Source organism: Luteibacter sp. dw_328, assembly GCF_018449605.1.
In the GTDB taxonomy this organism is placed as follows: domain Bacteria; phylum Pseudomonadota; class Gammaproteobacteria; order Xanthomonadales; family Rhodanobacteraceae; genus Luteibacter.
Genome location: NZ_JAAVUW010000011.1, coordinates 156,250 through 172,455 on the forward strand (window position 1 = coordinate 156,250; position 16,206 = coordinate 172,455).

At 64.0% G+C, this 16,206-nt stretch carries 15 protein-coding genes; 5 read left to right on the forward strand and 10 right to left on the reverse strand.

All coding sequences use genetic code 11. The annotated features are described in order from the left end of the window. Positions 1 to 130 precede the first annotated feature (130 nt). Complete coding sequence (locus tag HB634_RS22565; protein WP_063574016.1) at positions 131 to 532, reverse strand: rhodanese-like domain-containing protein; 402 nt, start codon at positions 530 to 532, stop codon at positions 131 to 133. Between the two features lie 90 nt (positions 533 to 622). On the opposite strand from HB634_RS22565, the gene ftrA reads away from it, so the two are divergent. Together ftrA and HB634_RS22575 are read left to right on the forward strand one after the other, a co-directional pair. Next, positions 623 to 1,594 carry a transcriptional regulator FtrA gene (gene ftrA / locus HB634_RS22570; RefSeq protein WP_213950195.1) on the forward strand — a complete coding sequence of 324 codons (972 nt, stop codon included), beginning with the start codon at positions 623 to 625 and terminating at the stop codon, positions 1,592 to 1,594. Between the two features lie 89 nt (positions 1,595 to 1,683). Further along, positions 1,684 to 2,871: a heparan-alpha-glucosaminide N-acetyltransferase domain-containing protein gene (locus HB634_RS22575; RefSeq protein ID WP_213950196.1), complete on the forward strand. Its 1,188-nt coding sequence runs from the start codon at positions 1,684 to 1,686 to the stop codon at positions 2,869 to 2,871. Here the strand turns inward: HB634_RS22575 and HB634_RS22580 are convergent, their stop codons facing one another. The 7 genes from HB634_RS22580 to HB634_RS22610 form a co-directional block, all read right to left on the reverse strand. Further along, positions 2,872 to 3,495, reverse strand: coding sequence for a hypothetical protein (locus tag HB634_RS22580; protein WP_063571307.1), 624 nt, complete (start codon positions 3,493 to 3,495; stop codon positions 2,872 to 2,874). It abuts the gene before it with no gap. A 33-nt stretch (positions 3,496 to 3,528) separates the two neighbouring features. Then, on the reverse strand, positions 3,529 to 4,248 hold the full coding sequence (locus HB634_RS22585) for a PIG-L deacetylase family protein (protein ID WP_063571308.1): 720 nt from the start codon (positions 4,246 to 4,248) through the stop codon (positions 3,529 to 3,531). Positions 4,249 to 4,273: 25 nt separating this feature from the next. Further along, complete coding sequence (locus tag HB634_RS22590; protein WP_213950197.1) at positions 4,274 to 5,713, reverse strand: carbohydrate porin; 1,440 nt, start codon at positions 5,711 to 5,713, stop codon at positions 4,274 to 4,276. A 71-nt stretch (positions 5,714 to 5,784) separates the two neighbouring features. Then, positions 5,785 to 7,095 (reverse strand): C4-dicarboxylate transporter DctA, encoded by a 1,311-nt coding sequence (gene dctA, locus HB634_RS22595; protein ID WP_213950198.1) that lies wholly within the window; start codon positions 7,093 to 7,095, stop codon positions 5,785 to 5,787. A 46-nt stretch (positions 7,096 to 7,141) separates the two neighbouring features. After that, positions 7,142 to 8,041 (reverse strand): hypothetical protein, encoded by a 900-nt coding sequence (locus HB634_RS22600; RefSeq protein WP_213950199.1) that lies wholly within the window; start codon positions 8,039 to 8,041, stop codon positions 7,142 to 7,144. Continuing rightward, complete coding sequence (locus HB634_RS22605; protein ID WP_213950200.1) at positions 8,034 to 8,897, reverse strand: amidohydrolase family protein; 864 nt, start codon at positions 8,895 to 8,897, stop codon at positions 8,034 to 8,036. The genes HB634_RS22600 and HB634_RS22605 overlap by 8 nt, the downstream gene beginning before the upstream one ends. Positions 8,898 to 8,947: 50 nt before the next feature. Then, entirely contained in the window at positions 8,948 to 9,619 is a 672-nt protein-coding gene (locus HB634_RS22610) for a 4-carboxy-4-hydroxy-2-oxoadipate aldolase/oxaloacetate decarboxylase (RefSeq protein ID WP_213950201.1), read from the reverse strand. A 102-nt stretch (positions 9,620 to 9,721) separates the two neighbouring features. Between HB634_RS22610 and HB634_RS22615 the strand changes: the two genes are divergently transcribed. Continuing rightward, positions 9,722 to 10,939, forward strand: a complete 1,218-nt coding sequence (locus tag HB634_RS22615; protein WP_213950202.1) for a LysR family transcriptional regulator — start codon at positions 9,722 to 9,724, stop codon at positions 10,937 to 10,939. A gap of 9 nt (positions 10,940 to 10,948) precedes the next feature. On the opposite strand, the gene HB634_RS22620 is transcribed toward HB634_RS22615, so the two are convergent. Then, the gene (locus tag HB634_RS22620) at positions 10,949 to 12,292 is read right to left on the reverse strand and encodes a chloride channel protein (RefSeq protein ID WP_213950203.1); all 1,344 of its coding nucleotides are present in this window, start codon (positions 12,290 to 12,292) and stop codon (positions 10,949 to 10,951) included. A 171-nt stretch (positions 12,293 to 12,463) separates the two neighbouring features. After that, positions 12,464 to 13,135 (reverse strand): TetR family transcriptional regulator, encoded by a 672-nt coding sequence (locus HB634_RS22625; protein ID WP_213950204.1) that lies wholly within the window; start codon positions 13,133 to 13,135, stop codon positions 12,464 to 12,466. Positions 13,136 to 13,215: 80 nt separating this feature from the next. Here HB634_RS22625 and HB634_RS22630 point away from each other — a divergent pair, with 80 nt between their 5' ends. After that, on the forward strand, positions 13,216 to 14,349 hold the full coding sequence (locus HB634_RS22630) for an NAD(P)/FAD-dependent oxidoreductase (protein WP_213950205.1): 1,134 nt from the start codon (positions 13,216 to 13,218) through the stop codon (positions 14,347 to 14,349). Positions 14,350 to 14,485: 136 nt separating this feature from the next. After that, the gene (locus HB634_RS22635) at positions 14,486 to 16,135 is read left to right on the forward strand and encodes a phosphoethanolamine--lipid A transferase (protein WP_213950206.1); all 1,650 of its coding nucleotides are present in this window, start codon (positions 14,486 to 14,488) and stop codon (positions 16,133 to 16,135) included. Positions 16,136 to 16,206: the final 71 nt, after the last annotated feature.

The window sequence follows — 16,206 nt, forward strand, 5'->3', positions numbered from 1 at the left end:
TTCTCGGCAACGGAGGTTGAAAGTAGCGTGGGATGGTAGAGGCAAGCCCTGTGCCATCCATGTCAACGCGCGCGCGTTCCGTTCAGGTCACTTGATACGTAGCGGCGGCTGGCACGGATGCAACGGGTACTTATTGAGCGTGGCTCGTGAGTTCGAAGCCCTCGTCGATCCATCCCGTCACGCCGCCCGCCATGAGCTTCACTGGCAGGCCAAGGCGAGCCAGCTTTGCGGCACCTCGCGCGGCGCCGTTGCAATGGGGCCCGGCGCAATAGGTCACGAAGAGCGTCGATGCGGGCCACGACGCCATGCGTGAGGCGATGATCTTGCCGTGGGGCAGGTTGATTGCGCCTGGAACGTGGCCCTGGGCGAACAGGGCAGGGCTGCGGACATCGAGCAGGACGAAGCCCGGGTCGTCGAGGGCGAGTGCGTCGTGCGTATCCCAGCAGTCGGTTTCAAAGCTGAGCTCCGACTCGAAATGGGCGATGGCGAGGTCCGATGGGGCGGCGGGGACGCGAGTGACGGCGTTCGACATGGCAGTGCTCTCGTGCGGTGGGTGTGCAAGCCATTGTCCCGATGGCGCAAGCGCGGCATAGTGGCGTGAACGCCATCATGCGATCAGATCATGCCAATCCCTTTTGCGCCGCCCAATGCGCTCGTCGTGGCCCTGGTCTACGAGGGGCTGTGCATGTTCGAGTTCGCCAGTGCCGCCGAAGTGTTCGGCATGGCGCGGCCGGAACTGGGCGAGGACTGGTATCGCTTCGAGACCTGCGCCGCGGAGCAGGGCGAGGTCCGGGGCCAGTACGGCACCCGCCTTCAGCCCGACGGGAATCTGGATCGGCTCGCGGAGGCGGGGACGATCATCGTGCCGGGCTGGAAGGGCGTTGACGAGCCCGTGCCCTTAGCCGTCGTGGACGCGCTTCATCGTGCCCATGCACGTGGGGCGCGGCTTCTCTCCATCTGCTCGGGTTCGTTCGTGCTCGCCGCCACAGGGTTACTGGACGGCAGGCGTGCCACGACGCACTGGCGCTACGCGGAGGCCATGCGCGTTCGTTATCCCACCATTGAGGTGGATCCGGATGTGCTTTATGTCGACGAGGGTCAGTTGCTCACCTCGGCGGGCAGCGCCGCGGGTCTCGACCTCTGCCTGCACCTCATCCGGCGTGACCGCGGCCCGGCCATTGCCAATCACGTAGCGAGGCGGCTGGTCATCCCACCGCATCGGGACGGCGGCCAGGCCCAGTACGTCGAGCGCCCCGTGGCCCAGCGCGAACGCGACCTGCTGGGCCCCGTGATGGACGCGATGCGTCGCCGCCTTGCCGACGACCTGCCGCTGGCCACGCTCGCCGCCATGGCGGCGATGAGCGAGCGATCCTTCATCCGTCGCTTCAAGGCTTCGACGGGAACCACGCCGGCGGACTGGCTGACGACGCTTCGAGTCGATCGGGCGCGCGAGTTGCTGGAGAGCTCGGCGTTATCGATCGACCTGATCGCCGGCCAGACCGGGCTCGGTACGGCGACCACCCTGCGACATCACTTCCGGCGCAAGCTGGGCACCAGTCCGGGCGCTTACCGTCAGCGGTTTGCTGCGCCATAGACGGCGGCCTATGCCATTCCTCCGATTCACCTCGCGGGTCGAAGGCGCTACAACGGTCAGGTTGGGTCTGGATTCCGGGGTGACTGGCGATGGTGGAACCGCACGCTTCGAACGCAACCGTGGCTTCAACGGCGCCGCTGCCTCGCCTGGACTTCATCGACGCACTACGTGGCCTCGTCATCGCACTGATGGTGCTCGACCATACGCGCGACTTCGTCAACCGCCAGGCCTTCCTGTTCGATCCGCTGGATCTGGACAAGACGTCGGTGGCGTTGTTTCTGACGCGCTGGGTGACGCACCTTTGTGCGCCGACCTTCGTTCTCCTGTCGGGTGTTTCGATCTTCCTACAGGTCCATCGAGGCAAGACGGGCTGGCCGCTCTCGCGGTTCCTGCTCACGCGCGGCCTCTGGTTGATGTTCCTCGAAGTCACTTTCGTCGACCTTGGTTTCGACTTCCGTCCCGCCGTCTTCCTGCAGGTGATCTATGCAATCGGCCTGAGCATGGTGCTGATGTCCGCCGTGGTGCATCTGCCGCGCCGCGTGGTGCTGGGGATTGGCGTCGCCCTGGTCGCCGGGCACAACCTGTTCGATGGCGTGGATGCCGGCACGCTCGGCGTGTGGGGGCTGCCATGGCACCTGCTGATGCAGCCGGGTCCGCTGCCGTTCGGCTTCATTGCCTACCCGGTGCTGCCATGGTTCGGGATCATGTGCGTGGGTTACGGCATCGGCGGCATCTATCTGATGGAGCCATCGCGGCGAACCCGGACGCTCGCGCTGCTGGCCATCGGCATGTTGCTTCTGTTCTTCGTGCTTCGCCTGCCGAACGTCTATGGCGACCCGCATCCCTGGACGGTTCCCACTGATCGCTCACTGACACCGTTGGCAGTCATGTCGGTGGCGAAGTACCCACCTTCGCTGGACTATGTTCTGGTCACCCTGGGAATCTCCACGCTGCTCGGCCTCGCCTTGGGCCGTGCGCCGGCATGGTTGCTGAAACCCTTCCTGGCCTTCGGCCGCACGCCGATGCTGTCGTACCTGCTGCACCTGTATCTGGCGCATACGTTCGCGGTGATCATCGCGCAGTTCTACGGCGTGCCCGCGGCGCACTTCATCGGCACGTTGAGCGATCAGTCGCGGCTTCGCGCCGATGGATGGGGGTTGTCGTTAGCCGGCACGTATGCCGTGTGGCTCGCGGTGCTGGTCGTGCTCTATCCGATCGCAAGCCGCTACGCGCGGTACCGGGCCACTCACAAAACGTGGTGGCTGAGCTACCTGTGACTAGTGGAGACCTACTATCTTGGCAAGCAGAGAGAGGGATAGAGCATGCTTCTCAGATACGAGCCCTATGTTTGGATGGTACTGGAATCCCGAGTGATCGATCGTCGCGGCCTCGAGAGCTGCTAGTGCCTGCGCTCGGCATTCCGGACTATGGCGCCGGGCAAGAATGATCGCGCGAGTAGCGTGGTGCTTGAAACGATCGACAGGAAACATGAGGCGCCCGCTCGAGAGTTCCAGAACTTCCATTGCGCGATCGAAATGGCTCTCCAGACCCAGGGTGGCAATCAGGTAAGGGAGGTCCGAGTAAGCGCAGGTTTTCATCTGCGGATAAGTCGCCTCTCTGGCCAGGGCCGCCTCGTAAGCTTGGATGGCGAGATTGACATCGCCAAGGGCGAGGTAGGATGTCGCTCGGTCGACATATGCCTGAGCATGATCGAAGTGCTCACCGAGTGCGAAATACCGATCCAACAGGGCAAGCGCTACTCGCGGATGCCTGTCGGTAAGGCTGCAGGCCTGGATCCTCAGGTAATCGCTCTTGTGGCGTGCTCGCGACAGCTTCTCCTCGAACGCTGCCGCGATGCCATCATTCCAGTCGACGTTTCGATACCAGTCTTCGCGAGACATTCATCACCCGAGAGTCGCGTCCAGAAAACGATGTTAGCCCAACGCGCTCGCCACCGCCGGGAACACCGATTCATAAGCCTCGCCGTACGTCATCGGCGTGCCGGAGTTGCGACCGCCCTGTACGCCGCGCTGCAGCGCCACGCGTGTGTAGTACTCCCACAGGTGTTCCTGGCCTTGCATGCACTCGATCGCCGCACGCTTCCTGTCCCACGCATCGGTGATGTTGAGGATCGTGTCCGGCTTCCAACCGCACTGTTCGGGCTGGTGCGGCTCGAAGAGGTAGACCTGCGGGGCACCGATCACCGGTGTCTCCGGGTCGTGACCGTGCGCCTGCGCGACGATCCGGGCCTCCTGTGCAAACGCGCTGACCGCGACGTGGTCGGCGTTGTACGGGTCCTTCCTGGAGTGGGTCATGACCCAGTTGGGCCGCACGGAGCGATAGAGGTCGGCGAGCCGGAACAGTGAGTCGTTAGTCAGTGTGATCGGGTAATCGCCGAGGTCCCAGAACTGGATATCGGCGACGCCGAGGTGCTTCGCAGCGTTCTCGGCCTCGACCTGGCGCTCCGACTTCACCTTGTCCAGCGTCATGCCGGGCTTGCGCCACAGCTTGGCCGATTCGCCGCGTTCGCCATACGACAGGCAGACAACGGTGATATCCCAGCCGGCCGCGGCGTGCAGGGCGATCGCGCCGCCGGCGCGCCAGACGAAGTCAGCCGAGTGCGCGCTGACGACCAAGGCGGTTTTCTTGCTCATGAGGGGATCCGTTCGTAGAGGAGGGTCAGTCGCCGCCGGCGGTCTTGTCGAAGCCGAGCATGGTGCCCAGGTCCATCTTGAGGCTCACGCCGTAGACGAACATGTTCTTCGGGAAGATGGCGGTGTTGGTGATACTCGAGTTGTCGGGGTGCACGATGTATTGCAGGCTCGGCATCAGCTCGAGGCCACGAGCCACACGCCAGCCGTATGTCAGCTCGTAAGCCGTCTGGTGTGCGGCATTCGTGCCGTGGCCACCCTTCTTGGCCCGCGCATCGCGGAGAAATTCGCGCTCGCGCGGCGTCAGCTCGAACTCGGAGACGGAGAAATTCAGCGTGTCGGTCGGGCGGCTGGCGAAGGGTGCCGTCCAGACGAAGCCCGCATAGATCTGCTGGCGCATGATTTCCGCTTCGTCCAGCTGCTGCACGATGCCGCCGAACACATTGAAACTTTGCGCACTGGCATCGTTCGGCCGCCAGATGACGCGATCACCCATGATGTAGACGCCATCGCGACTGCTGTTGATCGTGCGCGCCGTGCCGCCGAACAGGGCCTTCGAGCGTCCCGCGGTGTTGTAGTAGGGATCGGTGAGGGGTGCCGTGCTGACGAAGCCGCCGACCTTGAGCTCGAAGGGATAACGTGTTTTCGTCGGATCGGCGTCCTGCCAGGCCCATTCCACCGGAATCGTGACACCGGTCGCACTGCCGACCGAGAAATCCAGGCCGTTGCTCGCCGACGTCGTCGGATTGACCTCGAAAACGCCGGTTTCGATGTACGTATGCGGTGTCGGCCGTGCCTTGATGTTCAGGCCCCACGTCGCTGACGGAAGCAGGCTGAAGCCGGCTTCGGAAACCAGGATGCGTGGCTCACCGCAGGTATCGGCCGATTCGAACTGGCAGTTGGTGACCAGATGACCGTAGTACGTAGTCGTGCCCAGGCGACCCGCGGTGATGTCGAGCTTGTCGTCGAGCAACTTCTGCTCATAGGCGAACAGGCCCAGATGCCAGCGGTAGAACTCGTTCTTGTAGATGTACTGCTGCTTGGTGAACGTACCGGTCACGTATTTGTTCAGGCTTTCGCCGTAGTCGCGATACACCGTGAAGTGAAACGATCCACCACTGATTCCCACCATCTTGTCGAGGTCGAAATCGGCGCCGATGTTGAACTGGCCGACATTGCTATGACCCTGATAGATGCCGCCGGTGGTGTTGTTGGCGTACTGGTCGATCAGCGCGCTGCGTAGCTTGATGCCCTTGTCACGTAAAGACGCTGCGACATCCGACAGCGGGCCTTTCGAGGCTTCCTTCGACTTCAGGCCACTGCCTGCCGAGTCAGGTTCGGCTACGTCCGCGGTCGATGAGCTCGGCGCGGGCGCGGCGGAGGGCACGTTCTGGGCCCATGCCAGCGTCGGTGCGATGGCGGCAGCGAGGCTACATAGAGCGGTGGCGATGTAAGTGTTGCGGTTCATTTGAGCAATCCCTCCCCGATCGCGGAGTCGAGGGACTTCGCGAGGCTTGTACTTCGGACGATGTGGCGGAATCAGGCGGGCTGGTAACCCGTGTCCAGTTCCTGCTTGAGTTTTTCGTGATCGACGGCTTTCTCCCACTTACCGACGACCACGGTGGCGACGCAATTGCCTGCGATGTTGGTGAACACGAACATCGCCGAGAGAATCCGGTGGATCCCGAGAATCAGGGCGATGCTGCCGACCGGGATCGTCTTGGTCGCGGCCAGCGTGAGGGTCAGGACGGCGATGGCCGATCCGGACACGCCGGCGCCTCCCTTGGACGTGAGCAGCAATATGGCGAGCAGGCCCAGTTGCTGTTCCCAGCCCAGCGCGGTGCCCGTGGCCTGGGCCAGGAACACCGCCACGGCAGCGAAGTACAGGCATGTGCCGTCGTGGTTGAAGCTGTACGCGGTCGGCAGGACCATGCCCACCACCGATTCGTTGACGCCAAGCCTGGTGAGCTTCGCCGTGAGCTGCGGGAAGACACTTTCCGACGAGCTCGTTCCCAGGACCAGGACCAGTTCTTCGCGGAAGTAGCGCATCAGCTTGAGCAGGTTGAAACCGGCATAGGCAGAAATCGGCGCGAGCACCAGTGCGAAGAACAGGGCGCAGGTGAGCAGGAATTCGAGGATCAACGCGCCCAGTGGCAGCAGCGTGGCCAGACCGAATTGCGCGACGGTGAAAGCGATGGCACCGAACGCGGCGATCGGTGCGATCTTCATCACCAGACGGATGATCCAGAACAGCGCGGATTGCACCGTGTCGACCACATGCAGAACCGGCTGGGCTTTCTCGCCGAGCGACGCCAGGCCGCAGGCAAACAACACCGAGAACACCAGGATCTGCAGGATATCGCCCTTGGCGAAGGCATCGAGTGCGGAGTTCGGCACCAGGTTGACCAGGAAGTCACCCGCGCCGGTCGGCACGGCCGTGTGTCCGTCCTTGGCGACGGCGACACCGGTGTGCAGCATGGCAGGGTCGATGTGCATGCCCACGCCGGGCTTGAGCAGGTTGATCGTCACCAGGCCGAGCACCAGCGCGATGCTTGTGACGACCTCGAAATACACCATGGCCTTGATTGCGATGCGCGCGACCTTGCCCAGATCGCGCACGCTGGCGATGCCGTGCGTGACGGTGCAGAAGATGATCAGCCCCACCACCATCTGGATCAGGCGGATGAAGATATCGCCCAGTGGCTTGAGCTGTTTGCCGATGTCCGGTGCCAACGCGCCCAACAGGACGCCGAGCACCATGCCCGTCACGACCTGGAAGGTGAGGTCCTGGTAGAACGGGCGTCGCGCCTTGAGCGGCGTGGCGGCAGTAGTGGCGGTCAGCTTGCTCATTACCTTGGCGTTTCCAGGTGGGGGCCGTTCAGCCCTTTCGCGGCGTTCATTCGGTGACCCCGTCAAGTATGTCCTGCGCCGGGCCGAATACTTCGTCAATGCTCAGGCGGCGGGGTAGTAGTCCCTGCTCGACGCAGGCGTCGATGGCATATTCCACCGGCTCGCGCAGCGTTTCATAGCCGAAGGCATACGGCGAAGGGGTACCGGGTGCATCCCGGAGCCGGGACTTCGACTGGAGAAGGAGGCGATACATCGCCTGTACGGCCGACGGGCTGCGCTGGGCGACGGCGGTGCTCACCGACACGACATGGTTGATCGGCACGAAACCGTGCCGGTCGTACCACGCCCGGTCGAGGGTCGCGGCGTCCGTGATAACCGGAATGAATTCTTCATCCTTCGGCAGGTCGTTGCCGAGGATAGCCGCGTCGATGACCCCTTCGCGAAGCAGCTCCACCAGGCTGCGGTCGTCGTCGCCGTGTTCGACGAAGGTCGGGTCTTTGTATTGCTCCACATGCGCAGCGTCGCGCGTCAGCCAGTGCATGCTGTCCGTTGCCAGACCATAGTCTTCGGTGAGGTGCGCACGCACCCACATGCCGGTCGTCTGCGTATAGGCGCGCACGCCGACACGCTTGCCGACCAGGCCTTCCGGTGTGGTCACGCCGCCGCTTCGCCGTGTAATCAGGCAACCGCGCTGGAAGCGCGATGCGACCACCGCAGGCAGGAGGATGATGGGCCGGCCAAATGCGATCGCCTGGAGGCCGGTGACGATGGCCAGTTCCGAGATGTCGAAACTCTGATCGCGCACCATGGGTGCGAAGGCCTTATGAACCGGGGAGACCTCGACGACATCGAACGTGACCTCCGGGCTGCTGAGCGCGCCGCTCTTGATCGGTGCGGACAACGGCGAGTCGGCCAGGACGGTACGCAGGCGTGTGGACTCAGCCATGCTTGCCGTTCCCCGAAAGGCCCGGATAGATCGTTGCCGCGGTGCCGCTGAAGATGATGGCCTGGTCGTCGTGCGAGAGGCTGGAAAGTGCCTCGTGTGCGGCGGCGACGAGCGTCGGCAGCGTGCCTTCGGCCGCCGGGAAGTTCGAGCCCCAGGCGATGCGCCCCGCACCGAACGTGTCGATGGTCCGGGCCAGGAAGTCCTGCGGGGTCGACTTGCCTGCTGTTGCGGCGGTGAGGGTGCGATTGGTGAGCTTCAGGTAGACACCCGGGAACACCGCCATATCGAAAAGCGCCTGCGATGCGGTGAAGGGCGTACCGTCGGACAGGTCCGGTCGCGCGCAATGGTCGAGCAACACGCGAACGGCGGGGAAGCGCTCGAGCAACGCTCGCAGGGCGGGAAGCCCTTCCATCGTCATCTGCAGGCAGACGGGGATGCCGAGCTTTTCGGCATGTGCCCAGGCGGTAAATGAATCCTTGTGGCCGAGCCAGTCGGACTGCCCGGGCATGGTGCTGCCGGTGGTGAACAGGCGAAATCCCGACAGCCCCTGGGCCTGCCAATGGTCGATCTGCTCGACGGCATCCGGTGCGAGTGCATCGATCGAGTAAACGCCGACGAAGCGGGAGGGGTTCGCGCGCACCGTGTCCACGACATAGCGGTTGTCGTGCCCGTAGACCGTCGATGCCTGCACGACGACGGCCTTGGCAATGCCTGCCTCATCGATAGCCTTGAGCAGGCCGCCTGCTTCCACGGGTCGCTTCTGCGACCACTCCGACTGATGACCGCCGATGGGGTCGGTCGGGTACGTCGCGGTATCGGGGGAGATCACATGCGTGTGGGTATCGAAGATCTTCATGGGGCTCTTATGGGTCGTAAGGTGGGGAGGGTTTGTCGCAGGGGTCGCCGTCAGCGGTACACGAGTCCCTTGGCCGCCAGGCGCTCACGCATGGCGTAGATGTCGAGTCCGAGTTCGCCCTTCGCCAATCGATCGCGCACCTGTGCCTCGCGGGCTTCGCGTTCCAGGCCCTTCGCGAGCACCTCGTCCGCTTCTTCACGGAGGACCACGCATACGCCGTCGTCGTCCGCCACGACGATGTCGCCGGGACGTATGCAGACACCGCCGCAGACGAGCGGCACGTTGACCGAGCCCAGTGTTTCCTTGACCGTTCCCTGCGCGGAGATCGCCTTGGACCAGACGGGAAAGCCCATGGCCGTGAGGTCGCGAACATCGCGGACCCCGGCGTCGATGACCAGGCCCCGGCAGCCTTGTGCCAGGGCGGAGGTGGCGAGCAGGTCGCCGAAATAGCCGTCGGTGCAGTCGCTCGTCGGTGCCACGACGAGGATGTCGCCTTCCTGAAGCTGCTCGATGGCGACATGGAGCATCCAGTTGTCGCCGGGGGGAACGGACACGGTGACCGCCGAACCTGCGATGCGGGCACCCGCATAGATGGGGCGCAAGTACGGGCCGGTGAGGCCCTTGCGGCCCTGCGCCTCGTGGATCGTGGCCACCCCGAGGGCAGCAAGCTCGTCGATAACCGCCTTGCCGGGCCTTTGGAGTTTGGTATTGACTGTGGGCATGCCCGTTTTCGGTAGCTTGGGATGACGCTACCGTGCCCGTCCCGTGCGCACTTTGCTATTTCGTTTTATGATCGAGGTATAAGTAAATACGATTGATTGCTCGTGAACGAGATTTTCCAGCTCAACCTCAGGCATCTGGATGCGCTGCTGGTCACCGGCCGCTCGGGCAGCATGAGTGCGGCCGCGCGCGAGGTGAATCTTTCCCAGCCGGCGCTTGCGCAGGCGATGGCCAAGATGGAGCGAGTACTCGGGGAGCGTCTGTTCGACCGGCAGCCGGCCGGCGTCACACCGACGACAGCGGGCCGGATCATGATGCTTCGCATCGATCGTGCACTGCATTACCTCGCCCACGGCGGGCGGTTGGTAAGAAGGTCCGCCCGGCTCTCGCCGCTGCCGCATATCGAGCGGCGGGTCACCATGGTGCAGCTGCGAGCGCTCATCGCAGTGGAAGGCAACAGCAGCTACGTGCAGGCCTCGGAGCTGACCGGCTTGTCGCAGCCCGCCGTCCATCGTGCCGTGCGCGAGCTGCAGGACATCCTCGGTACGGATCTGTTCGTGAGGGTAGGCCGCATCGTGCGGCCCACGGATGTCGCGAGCCGGTTCGTTCGCTTCGCCCGTCTCATGCTTTCGGAATTGCGCGCAGGATTCGACGAGGTCCGGGCGATGAACACGGACGATGCTGGCCGGGTGACGGTTGGCATCCTGCCCAGCGCGCGTGCCATCTTCTTCTCCGACCTGCTTGCGCGGTTCACCACGGCCCACGTGTCCGCGGCGGTGAAGGTGGTCGAGGCCTCGTATCGCGACCTGCTTGCCGGCCTTCGCCAGGGCGATCTGGATCTGATCATCGGCGCCCGTCGCGATCCCGCACCCCACCGCGATGTGGTGCAGGAGGAGCTGTTCGATGACGACCCGGTGGTTGTCGGTCGCGCGGATCACCCGTTACGCGGCAAGGAGCAACTGGAGCTGTCGGACCTTCTGGGCTACCCGTGGGTCATCTCGGCACCCGGCATTCCGTTGCGGAACAAGTGGGAGCAGATCTTCACCAGCCGCGGCGTGGAGCCGCCGCGCCTTCGTATCGAATGTGGCTCGGTGCTGGTAACGCGTGGGCTGCTGCTTCAGGGCGACTGGCTTACGCTTGTATCGCGCGACCAGTTTCTCTTCGAATACCGCGCTGGGACGCTGACTGAGATCGGCAACCTCGGTGCGGAACTACGTCGACGCATCGCCTTGACGCGTCGACGTGACTGGATGCCGACGCCTCTGCAGGCGGACTTCGTCGAGCGCACGCATGCATTGGCGCGGGAGCGCGACGAGCACTGAGGTTGCCGGTCAGCCAGCCGCCGACTGCGGTGGCGTGGGATCCGCCACGAGATCGGTCGGTACGTGCACACCACGCCGGGCGATTTTCTCGGTCATGATCGTGTGCTGCATCATCAGCCCCGACACCAGATAGGCTGCGACGCTTGCCGCTAGCAAAGGCAGCAAGGCGTGCGGTTGCATCGTGGTCTCGAAGACGAACACGGCGGCGGTCAGCATCGCGCGCGAGGCGCTCGCGAAGAGTGCAGCCATGCCTACCAGGGCGGCCATGCGGGGATCCACCTGGGTGATCGGCCATTGCGCGAGGGCCAGGCCAAGCAGACCGCCCAGCGCGCCGCCGATGGTGAACAGCGGCGCGAGCGTGCCACCGGACGTGCCGCTGCCCAGCGCGATCGACCATGAAACGAGTTTTGCGAAAGCGAGGATCGCCAGCGCACCGATGGTCAGATGGCCACCGATGACGGCGACGATGTTCTCGTAGCCCACGCCTAGCGTTGACGGCACCACATAACCAATGATTCCGACGGCGAGGCCGCCGATCGCTGGCCACCACATCCAGTGGATCGGAAGCTTTTCGAAGGCGTCTTCCAGACCGTACACGAGGCGAGTGACGACCACGCCCGCCACACCGAAGATCAGACCCAACACGGTATAGAACGCGAGGGCTACGATCGAAGCCGGACCGAGGGCCAGCATGGGAAACACGGGCCCCGGCCCTTCGAGAGCGAAGCGCACGGCCGCTCCGGTTGCGGCGGCCATGGCCACCGGCACCAGCGATCGCGCGCGTCGCTCGAACAGCAGCAGCTCGATGCTCAACAACACCGCTGCCAGCGGCGCCGCAAAAATGGCCGCCATACCCGCTGCCGCACCGGCCGCCAAGAGTGTCTTGCGTTCGTCGGCAGTTACGGGAAGCAATTGCCCGACATACGAGCCGAGCGCGCCGCCTGTCGCGATGATCGGACCTTCCGCGCCGAAAGGGCCACCCGTGCCGATCGCCACCGCCGAGGACAGCGGCTTCAACCAGATCATCCGCGCGGCAATGCGGCTTTCATTCGTGAGCACTTGCTCCATCGCCTCCGGAATACCGTGCCCACGGATGGCTCGTGAACCCCAACGCGCCATGAGCCCCACGATGAGGCCGCCGATCACGGGAATGACGATGACCCATGCGCCGCGCTGGTGGGTCGAGGGGCTGATCCATGTGGTGCTCCAGTGTCCGAAGAACGCGAGTTGCGTGACCAGCGCGATGAGCCGGGTGAGGCCGAACGCGATGAACGCAACGACAGTGCCAAGCACCATGGCTAGCAATGTCGACGCGACCAACCGCCGACGAATGCGCGGCAAGCGGCTTGGCATGTGGGCTTGCGCGAGGGCAGGGTCCAAAGCCGGGGCGAGCGGAAGCGCCGCCCGATCATGGGGCGGATGCAGCGGATCAGTCATGAGGGCGATGCCAGACAGCGGGTTCGGCGAAAGGCTACGCGGAATGGAGCTCAGTAGCTGGCTGGCAGATGAATGACTGTCGCGAGGTTACCGCGAGCCAATGCCTTTGAGGATCAGATCGATCCCGGTAAGAAAATCTGCCCGGTCGTCGTGATCGGGCAACTGTTTTGCGATGCTGCTAGCGAAGGGATACTCAGCCGGGTCGAGCTCGGACCATGTATTCGCCACGGACGCGAGAAAATCGGTTCGATTGAGCCCTTCTGCCTGGGCGAATTGCGCGTTTGCCGCGTTCTGGCCACCCACGCCGAGGATGTAGCTCAATAACGCGGACACGGTTGTCCATTCGAATTCGCGCGGAACACCCAGATGACGAAGCTGCTGGCCTATGCGTTCAAGGATCCGCACCGCGGGTAACTGCCCTGGCGCATGAGCGAGTGTCGAGCCAACCCAGGGATGGGCGTCGATCGCGTCGAACATGCCCAGCGCAATGGCGCGGAGGGTTGCCTCCGGCGTCGCGTCGGCAAGTGGTGCGTTCATCGCACGGGCGACGATCGCGTCGCATGCTGCGGTAAGCAGTTCGCTTTTGTTGGCGACGTGCCAGTAGATCGCACCGGGGCCGGTGGCTAGCTTGAGGGAGAGGGCGCGAAAGGTGAGGCCGCTTTCTCCGGCTTCGTCCAGCAGGGCGATCGATGCATCGATGATCCGCTCTCGTGAGAGTGAATCTTCCCGCTTTTGGCTGCCCGGTGATTTTTTGGCCATTCCTCATATTGACATGATTGGAACGCCGTTCCAATATTGTGGAACGACGTTCCAGTAAATTAGGCGAGCCAGGAAACTGCATGCATATCCCCATTGCGATCGTGGGTGCCGGCCTGGGCGGCCTGACACTGGCCCGGGTACTCCACGTGCACGGCATTGAGGCGACCGTCTTCGAAGCGGAAGCCTCGCCAGACGCACGGGCGCAAGGCGGGATGCTCGATATTCATGAGGAGAACGGACAGGTTGCGCTCAAGGCAGCGGGACTCTTCGACGAGTTCATTGCGCTCGTTCATGAGGGAGGGCAGGCCACCCGTGTCGTGGACAAGGATGGCAAGGTCCTGTTCGACCAGCCGGACGACGGGACGGGTGGACGACCCGAGGTGCCCAGGGGCGGGCTGCGGCGGATACTCATCGAATCCCTTCCTGCGGAGACCATACGCTGGGGGCACAAACTCGCAGCCGTCCGTTCGCTCGGTGGAGGCCGTCATGCGCTGACGTTTACCGATGGCTCGATGGCGACGACAAGCCTTCTGATCGGTGCGGACGGCGCATGGTCGAAGGTGCGCCCTCTGCTCTCTGATGCGAAGCCGGTCTACGTCGGCGTGTCCTTCGTCGAGACGTATCTGCGTGATGCGGATGCTCGTCATCAGGCAAGTGCACAGGCGGTCGGTGGTGGCGCATTTTTCGCACTGGCACCGCAGAAGGGCATCATGGCCCACCGCGAGCCTCATGGGGTGCTTCACTCGTATGTGGCGCTGACCAGGCCGAAAGCGTGGATCGACGGCATCGACTTCTCGGACCACGCGGCGGCGCTGGCCCGTGTCGCGGAGGAGTTCGATGGCTGGGTGCCTGAACTCACGGCACTTATCACAGGTAGTGACACCGCCCCGGTGCCTCGTCCCATCCATGCACTTCCAGAAGATCATCAGTGGAGTCGCGTACCGGGCGTGACCCTGCTCGGCGATGCCGCGCACCTGATGATGCCTTCCGGTGAAGGCGCCAATCTCGCCATGTACGACGGCGCCGAACTAGGGAGGGCGCTCGCGGCGCATCCACACGATATCGAAGTCGCGCTTGTGGCCTATGAGGAAGCGTTGTTTCCGCGTAGCGCATTTGCTGCGGCGGAGGCCGGGGAGTTATCCAGGCTGCTGTTCGGGGACGAGGCGCCGGGAAGCCTTGTGGGCATGTTCACCGGTTTCTCGTCCGCCGGGTGAGGCCAGACAATCGCTTTTTCTTAGAGCGAGCTTAGCGCTCCTCGGCGCGGCGCCGCCGTTTGAGCCCGCGACGGCGCTCCTGTAGATTTCACGGCTTCTAAGGGCCCGCGATCGTGCGGGCCAGACAGGACGCTGGATGATCATTCAAGACCGCCCGGCCGCGCGCCGCGCGAAGTGGGCGTTGCCGGCCTGGGTGCTGGGCGCCCTCGTTGGCGTTTATATCCTTGCCGTGCTCAATCGCACCCTCTGGCCCGAAGTGCGCGAGGCCCTGGCGGCTTCCCAGGGTCTGCCCGGATTCTGGGCCTTGAGTGTGACGGTTTATTGTCGACTGTTAGGTAACCTCGTCCTGACCCTTGCGTTGGCCACGTGGCCGCGCGTGGGCAAGTTCTTGCTGGCCCTGCTGGTCCTCGTATCAGCGGCCAGCGCGTACTACGAGCAGACGTTCGGCGCCCGCCTGAACGAAGAAATCATCCAGAGCATTTTCGAGACGACGCGTGCGGAAGCCGCGGCGCTGATTACCACGGCGTCCGTCGGCTGGATTGCCCTGTTCGGCGTGTTGCCGGCGGTCCTCATTTTGTGGGTGCCGGTCCGCTTCCCGCCGAAGTGGCGCAGCCTGGGGTGGCGTGCGGCTATCGTGCTGGCCGCGACGGCTCTGCTGTTCGTGCCGCCCCTGCTGACCGGTCGCAATTACGTCTACTTCGAGCGCAACCACCGTCCGATGTATGAGGTGTTCAATCCGTACGCGGCACTCAGCGGCACGTTTCACTACCTCCAGCGAGATGTCTTCCGTAAAAAGGCGACGATGACCCCGATCGGCACCGACGCCACGCTGGTACCGGATACCGCCATGGCGGCGCGCAAGCGGGTGGTCGTGTTCGTGGTGGGCGAGACGGCACGGGCAGAGAACCAGTCGCTTCAGGGTTATGCGCGCGAAACCAATCCCGAGATGAAGCGGGCCGGGGCCATCTATTTCAGCGATGCGTGGTCGTGCGGCACGGCGACCACCGTGTCGGTGCCGTGCATGTTCTCGAACATGACGCGCGAGAAGTTCGACAAGCCCGTGGCCAAGGCCCACTGGAACGTGCTGGATGTGCTTCAGCACGCGGGTGTGGACGTGTTCTGGCGAGACAACGACGAAGGCTGCAAGGATGTCTGCCTGCGCGTGCCCAATGATGACCTCACCGCCGCGAAGATCGACGGCTTGTGCGACGCCAACGGCTGCAAGGATGACGTGCTGATCGCCGACCTGCCCGAACGCCTGGCGAAGATGCGGTCGCCGGCATTGCTGGTGCTGCACATCAAGGGCAGCCACGGCCCGGCGTACTTCCAGCGCTATCCGGCGGCGTTCAATGTCTTCAAGCCGGGTTGCGATACCGGCGAAGTGCAAACATGCACGTATGCGCAGGCCGTCGCGAGCTACGACAACACCATCCTCTACACGGACCATATTCTCGGCCAGGTGGTCGAGGCCTTGAAGGCCGCTCCGGAAGTCGACAGCGCGATGATGTACCTCTCCGACCACGGCGAATCGCTGGGCGAGAACGATATCTATCTCCATGGCGCGGACTGGGCCACGGCGCCGAGCCAGCAAAAGCACATCCCGATGCTGATGTGGCTGTCGCCCGGATGGGTGCGCGACGCCGGCGTGCGCCTGGACTGCATGGCGCAGCGACGCACGCAGCCGGCGAGCCAGGACAACGTGTTCCACACCTTGCTGGGCTTTTTCGACACCCACACGACGGTGTACGAGCCGAAGCTCGATCTGCTGGCGGGTTGCCGGGGCTGAGTCCTCTACGGCGGCCGGCGCCCTTTGTAGGAGCCCGCTTTGCTGGCGATGGGTTCGCGGTGACCTCGCTA